The following is a 6,110-nucleotide window of genomic DNA, read 5'->3' as shown; positions in this document are numbered from 1 at the left end:
CGGCAGGGCTAACGAGGGCGGGACAGGAAGTGGCGAGCCGACCGTTGTGTCAAGGCACCCCCGAAACCCCGCGCGACGCTCCCGCCACACCGCCTCCCCCAGCTCTTTCCCCCTCCCCTCCCCTCCCCGAGCCCACCCCCACCCCGCCCCACCACCGCTCTGAGCGCGCCCCACACATCAGGCCCGCGCAAAGGCGTCCAATCCCACGTCAGCCCACGTCAGGCGCCATGCCATGCCCCGCATGACGCCCCCACTGCACGGCCCACGCCTCGGGCGCGCGCCTCAGCTCCCCGCGCCCTCAGGTCCCACGCCGCCGCCCTCGCGCGACGCACCCGAGCCCGGTGAGCGAAGGTCGGCCAGCCCCCGCACGACTCACCCCGAGCCCGGTGAGCCAAGGCCGGCCAGCCCTCGGACGACGCACCCCCGGACCCGCGCCGCCCCCGACGTACCCGCGGTTGCCCAGCCGCCGGACGTCGCGCCCGACACGTCGCCCGCCCATCACCCCCATCCGTGACCCGCACCCCGCCGGGCCTCCCCCTGCATGGCCCGCACGTCACGCCTCCCCCCGGGCAGCCACCCCCGGCCACCGGGCCCCATCGACCCCGCTCCGGTCACTGCTGCCACTTCGGCCGATTCCCCCTCCGGCCCCCTCAGCCGGCTCGCTGGGGTGGCAGGGAGGGCTGGAGGAGGAGCATCCGCTCCACGAGGCGGAGGAACATGGCGACGTCCCTCAGCAGGTCGTCCGCGTCGCGGCTGGTCGCCGCGCCGGCTATGCCCGCCTCGGCCTTGGCCCGGCGGGCGGCGCCGGCGGCGAACAGGGCGCTCCATTCGGAGAGTTCGGGAGCGACCTCGGGGAGGACCTCCCAGGCGCTGCGGATACGCTGCCTGCGGCGCACGGTGCTCTCGGGCCTTCCGCGCACGGCGAGAACGGCGGCCGCGGTACGCAGCGCGGCCAGATGGGCCGTGGCGAACCGTTCGTTGGCGGATTCGAGGGTATGCGCTTCGTCGAGACCGTGCTGGGCCTGCGTGAGCAGGTCGAGAGCGGCGGGTGGCGCTGTTGTCCGCCTCAGGACGGGGTGGACATCACTCGGGGGACCGTACGCAGCGGAGCTGCCCGCTGTGGGACGAGCTGCCATGACGAACCTCCTGTCGTCGCATGCCGGTTCGGGACCGTATGACCCCATCGTGGGGTATGGCACTGACAATTGGCGCTGACCTGCTCGTTCTTCGGAAAGGGGACGGAATCCCGCCAGGTTCCCCCCACCCCCTTGCGGAAGCAGGGCCGGGGTGCCTATTTTTGAACTGACCAGTCAGTTCAAGGAGGGGATCGTGGACAGCACCCCGCACGGGGCGTCGGTCACGACCGCGGGATTCGGGGTAAAGGGCCCCCGCGGATGGGCGTTCCAGGGCATCGACATCGCGGCGGAACCCGGTTCGCTGATCGCGGTGCAGGGACCTTCGGGCTCGGGCCGTACGTGCCTGCTGCTCGCACTCACCGGCCGGATGAAGTCCGCCGCCGGCACCGCGGACATCGGCGGCCTGCCGCTGCCCAAGAAGATGGCCGCCGTCCGGTCCGTCACCGCGCTCGCCCATGTACCCGGGGTCGCCGAACTCGATCCGGTGCTGACGGTGGGCGAGCATCTTCGCGAACGCGCCCTGCTCCAGGGCCGGTTCGGCGGCGCGCTGCGCGGGCTGCTGCGGCCGCGCAAGGAGCGAAGGGCGCAGGCACGTGCCCTGGTGGACGCCGCGCTCGAAGCGGCGGGCCTGGACCTGGACTCGCTGCCCAAGGGGATCCGCACGTCCGTGCGTGATCTGGAGCGGCTGGAGGCACTGCGGCTGTCCCTCGCGCTCGCGCTGATCGGTGGACCCCGGCTGCTCGCCGTGGACGACACCGACCTGAAGCTTTCCGACGGCGACCGGGCGGCGGCCTGGGCGCTGTTGCGCAGCCTTGCGGCGGCCGGCACGACCGTCGTCGCGGTGTGCAGCGAGCCGCCGGAGGACGCCGCCGGCCTGGTGCTGGTGCGCACCGGCCGACAGGAGCCGAAAGCCACGGCGGGCCACTGCCCGGGTACCTCCGACACCAGCATCGCCGCCAACACCGGCACCACCGCCGACACCGACACCGACGCGGCCGCGGACGCCGCCCCCGCCCCGGAGACCGAGGGCCCCGAAGCCACCGCGGACCACACGCACGACGACACCGAGGGGACCACCGCCGATGCGCTCGCCCAAGCTCGCCGCTCTTGAGCTGAAGCGGTTCGGCCGGGGGAAGCTGCCGCGCGCCGCGCTGGCCGCCCTTCTGCTGCTGCCGCTGCTGTACGGCGCCCTGTACCTGTGGTCCTTCTGGGACCCGTACGGCCGGCTGGACCGGATACCGGTGGCGCTGGTCAACGAGGACAAGGGCGCCGAAGTCGACGGGAAGCGGATCTCGGCGGGCGACAGCATCGTCGACGGGCTGCGCGACAGCGACACCTTCGACTGGCGCACGGCGGACGCGGACGACGCCGACCAGGGCGTCGAGGACGGTTCGTACTACCTCTCGCTGTCGATCCCGAAGGACTTCAGCCGGCGGATCGCCTCCAGCTCCGGGGACCACCCGGAGACCGGCGCCCTCAAGGTGCGGACGAACGACGCCAACAACTACATCGTCGGGCAGATCTCCCGGACGGTCTTCTCCGAGGTGCGCTCGGCGGCGTCCACGAAGTCCTCCCGCACCTTCCTCGACAAGATCTTCGTCTCGTTCTCCACGCTGCACGGCAAGACCGAGGAGGCCGCGAACGGCGCCGACAAGCTGGAGGACGGCATCGGCCGGGCCAAGGACGGCACCGGCAAGCTGTCCGACGGACTGGGCACCGCCAAGAACGGCAGTGGCGAGCTGGTCAAGGGCCTGGGCGACCTCGACGCGGGCGCCGGGCGGCTCACCCGGGGCAGCTCCGATCTCGCCCGCGGCGCCGGCACGGCGGCCGACGGCTCGCACAAGGTCGCCGACGGATCCGGTCAGGTCGCCGATGGCACCCAGCAGCTCGCCGACACGGTCAACAGGATCGACGGCAAGGTGGGCCCCTTCATCCGGGCCCACGGCAAGGAGATCGGTGAGGCGGCGCAGCTCGTCGCCGACGGCTCGCAGGCGGTCAACGACCACCTGGACAAGCTGCCCGCGGCGGCCGACTCCGGGGCCAGGCTCTCCCGGGGGATCTCCGACCACCTGGCCACCTTCTACCGGCTGCGCTGCGGCGAGGGCGGGGTGAACCTCGACGTCTCGTGCGCCGAGCTGAAGCAGATCAAGGAGCAGGCGGCGACCGCGGCGGACAAGGCCGAGGAGGTCAGCGGGTACGTCCATGACCAGAAGAATCTGGACCGGCTCGGCAAGGACCTGGACACCCTGCACTCCCTGGCCGCCGAGCTGGCCGCGCACGGCCCGACCCTCGGCGCGGACATGGATGCCGCGGTCAAGAAGATCAACGACCTCAACGACGGTGCGCACAAGGTCTCCGCGGGCGCGCGGAAGCTGGCGGCCGGCACGGACAAACTCGCCGACGGCGCGGACAAGGTGGCCGACGGCGCCCGCGACCTGCACGACGGCACCGGCCGGGCGGCCACCGGTGCGGGCGATCTCGACTCCGGTGTGGGCCGGCTCAAGGACGGCGCGCAGACGCTGGACGGCGGCATGTTCAAACTGTCCGACGGCTCCTCGAAGCTGGCCGGCGGGCTGCACGACGGGGCGGCGCAGATTCCCGACTACGACAAGAAGGAACGCGACGCACGCACCCGCGTGATGGCCGACCCGGTGCAGCTGGCGTCCGACTCCGCCCACCGAGCGCCGAACTACGGCACCGGCTTCGCCCCGTACTTCATCCCGCTGTCGCTGTGGGTGGGCGCGATGGTGGCATACATGCTGATCCAGCCGCTCAACCGCAGGGCCCTGGCGATGGGTGCGTCCTCCTGGAGGGTGGCGGTCTCCGGCTGGCTGCCGGTGTTCGCCCTCGGGGTGCTGCAGACCGCGGCCCTGATGTCCGTCCTGCACTTCGCGCTCGGTCTGCAGATGGTGCGGGCGGCCGGCACGGTCGGCTTCCTCGTCCTGGTGACGGCCTGCTTCTCGGCGATCGTGCAGTGGCTGAACGCCCAGTTCGGGCCCGCGGGGCGGATCCTGGTGCTGGCCTTGCTGATGCTCCAGCTGACGTCGGCCGGCGGCACGTACCCGGTGCAGACCAGTCCCGGCTTCTTCGGCGCCATCCATCCCTATCTGCCGATGAGTTACGTCGTGGAGGGGTTGCGCCGGCTCATCACGGGCGGTGGCCTGGAACCGGTGTGGCAGGGCAGCCTGGTGCTGCTGGCGTTCACCGCCGGGGCGCTCGCGCTGACGTCCCTGTCGGCCCGCGGCCGGCAGGTCGTGCGAATGAAGGATCTGCACCCGGAGTTGAGCCTGTGAATTCCCGCCCCTCGCCCGCCACCGCCCTGCCGGAGCAGCCGCGCGGCGCGCATCACACCGCGGGGACCGGCACAATCGCCCCCATGGACAGCTCCACTACACGCCGCGATGCCACCCGGCGCAAACTCTTCGACGCCGCGGTCACCCTCATCGCGGAACAGGGCTTCTCGTCCACCACGGTGGACGAGATCGCCGAGCGGGCGGGCGTTGCGAAGGGCACCGTTTACTACAACTTCGCCAGTAAGAACGTGCTCTTCGAGGAGTTGCTCCGGCACGGCATCGAACTGCTGGCGTCCTCCTTGCAGGCGGCCTCCGATGAGGTCGCCGACCGGGGCGGCACCCGGATCGACGCGCTGGACGCGATGATCCGGGCCGGCCTGGACTTCATCTCCCGCTATCCGGCGCTCACCCAGCTCTACGTCGCGGAGCTGTGGCGCACCAACCGCGCCTGGCAGTCGACCCTGATGGTGGTGCGCGAGCGGGCCATCACGGTGGTGGAGGGCGTCCTGCGGGAGGCCGTCGCCGGAGGGGAGCTGAGCGAGGACATCGACATCCCGCTCACCGCGTCCGCGCTGTTCGGCATGGTGCTGGTGGCGGCTCTGGACTGGCAGTCCTACCAGCCGGACCGGTCGATCGACGATGTCCACGCGTCGCTCTCGCGACTGCTCCAGGGGCGGGTCAGCGGCCGCCCCGCCTGAGGACGGGTGACGTCAGTGCGCGCCGTACGGCCAGGTACGGCGCGCACCGTACGGGTGCCCGGCACAAAAGAGAGCGCTGCCCTGGCGCGGATCGTTCCCCCACCGATCCGACCAGGACAGCGATTCCCCCGTGCTCCCCCGTGCTCCCCCGTGGAGCCCCCGTACTTCCCCCGTCACGTCCGGGAGCCGCGCCGTTCCGCCGCCCCGTGTCGGCGGTGCGGCGCCGCGTCCCTTCCGTGGTCCCCACTCTTCCTTCCGGGGGGCCGCCGGCCCATCCGCGTACCTACTCATCTCGGAGCCTGAGTACGGATACTCAAAGCTGAGCACCGCGCACCAGGGCTGCCCTACGATCGCCCGTGTGTCCGTACTCCCGTTGGTGTTCACCAGTGGCTGGGCGAGCGGGATCAACGCCTATGCCGTCGTCCTGCTCCTCGGCCTGCTCGGCGCGACCGGGGTCGGCGACGACGTCCCCGCGGCGCTCCAAAGGCCCGATGTCCTGATCGTGGCGGGGCTGCTGTTCCTCTGCGAGGCGGTCGCCGACAAGGTCCCGTACGTGGACTCGGTGTGGGACGCCGTGCACACGGTGATCCGGCCGGTCTCGGGGGCTGTGGTGGCGGCGCTGCTGGCCGGGCACGACGGATCGCTTCCGCAGCTGGCGGCCGGCGCGGTGGGCGGATCCACGGCCCTGCTGAGCCATCTCGTCAAGGCGGGCACCCGGATCGCGGTGAACACCTCGCCGGAGCCCGCGAGCAACATCGTGCTGAGCGTGGTCGAGGACCTGGGCGTCGCCGGGATCATCGTCTTCGCGGTGTTCCATCCGCTGGCCGCCGCGCTCATCGCCGCCGCGCTGCTGGTCGCGGGCGTCACCGTGGTGATCTTCCTGTGGTCGCGGATCCGCCGGTACCTGCGGGGCCGGCGGCAGCGGCGCGCGGCGAAGCGGCAGCCGGCGGTGGTGCCCGGCGCGGCGCCACCGGGCTGAAGCA

At 72.1% G+C, this 6,110-nt stretch carries 5 protein-coding genes; 4 read left to right on the top strand and 1 reads right to left on the bottom strand.

The features are described 5' to 3' along the window. Positions 1-650: 650 nt before the first annotated feature. The gene (locus ACGFZW_RS08490; RefSeq protein WP_393892272.1) at positions 651-1,136 is read right to left on the bottom strand and encodes an SAV_6107 family HEPN domain-containing protein; all 486 of its coding nucleotides are present in this window, start codon (positions 1,134-1,136) and stop codon (positions 651-653) included. Positions 1,137-1,329: 193 nt separating this feature from the next. On the opposite strand from ACGFZW_RS08490, the gene ACGFZW_RS08485 reads away from it, so the two are divergent. The 4 genes from ACGFZW_RS08485 to ACGFZW_RS08470 all read left to right on the top strand — a co-directional run bounded on the left by ACGFZW_RS08485 (position 1,330) and on the right by ACGFZW_RS08470 (position 6,106). Then, complete coding sequence (locus ACGFZW_RS08485) at positions 1,330-2,247, top strand: ATP-binding cassette domain-containing protein (RefSeq protein WP_393892377.1); 918 nt, start codon at positions 1,330-1,332, stop codon at positions 2,245-2,247. Beyond that, entirely contained in the window at positions 2,219-4,429 is a 2,211-nt protein-coding gene (locus ACGFZW_RS08480; protein ID WP_393892271.1) for a YhgE/Pip family protein, read from the top strand. The genes ACGFZW_RS08485 and ACGFZW_RS08480 overlap by 29 nt, the downstream gene beginning before the upstream one ends. A gap of 83 nt (positions 4,430-4,512) precedes the next feature. Next, positions 4,513-5,127: a TetR/AcrR family transcriptional regulator gene (locus ACGFZW_RS08475; RefSeq protein ID WP_393892270.1), complete on the top strand. Its 615-nt coding sequence runs from the start codon at positions 4,513-4,515 to the stop codon at positions 5,125-5,127. A 358-nt stretch (positions 5,128-5,485) separates the two neighbouring features. Beyond that, the gene (locus ACGFZW_RS08470; protein ID WP_393892269.1) at positions 5,486-6,106 is read left to right on the top strand and encodes a DUF4126 domain-containing protein; all 621 of its coding nucleotides are present in this window, start codon (positions 5,486-5,488) and stop codon (positions 6,104-6,106) included. The last annotated feature ends 4 nt before the right edge of the window (positions 6,107-6,110 follow it).

This window comes from Streptomyces sp. NPDC048248, from assembly GCF_043201875.1.
Taxonomy (GTDB): domain Bacteria; phylum Actinomycetota; class Actinomycetes; order Streptomycetales; family Streptomycetaceae; genus Streptomyces.
The sequence above is the reverse complement of the archived record's forward strand: the minus strand, read 5'-3'. Positions and strand labels throughout refer to the sequence as shown.

Excerpts from the sequence above, each read along its gene's own strand:
- ACGFZW_RS08490 (WP_393892272.1), bottom strand. The coding sequence starts at position 1,136 with ATGGCAGCTCGTCCCACAGCGGGCAGCTCCGCTGCGTACGGTCCCCCG.
- ACGFZW_RS08480 (WP_393892271.1), top strand. The coding sequence starts at position 2,219 with ATGCGCTCGCCCAAGCTCGCCGCTCTTGAGCTGAAGCGGTTCGGCCGG.
- ACGFZW_RS08475 (WP_393892270.1), top strand. The coding sequence starts at position 4,513 with ATGGACAGCTCCACTACACGCCGCGATGCCACCCGGCGCAAACTCTTC.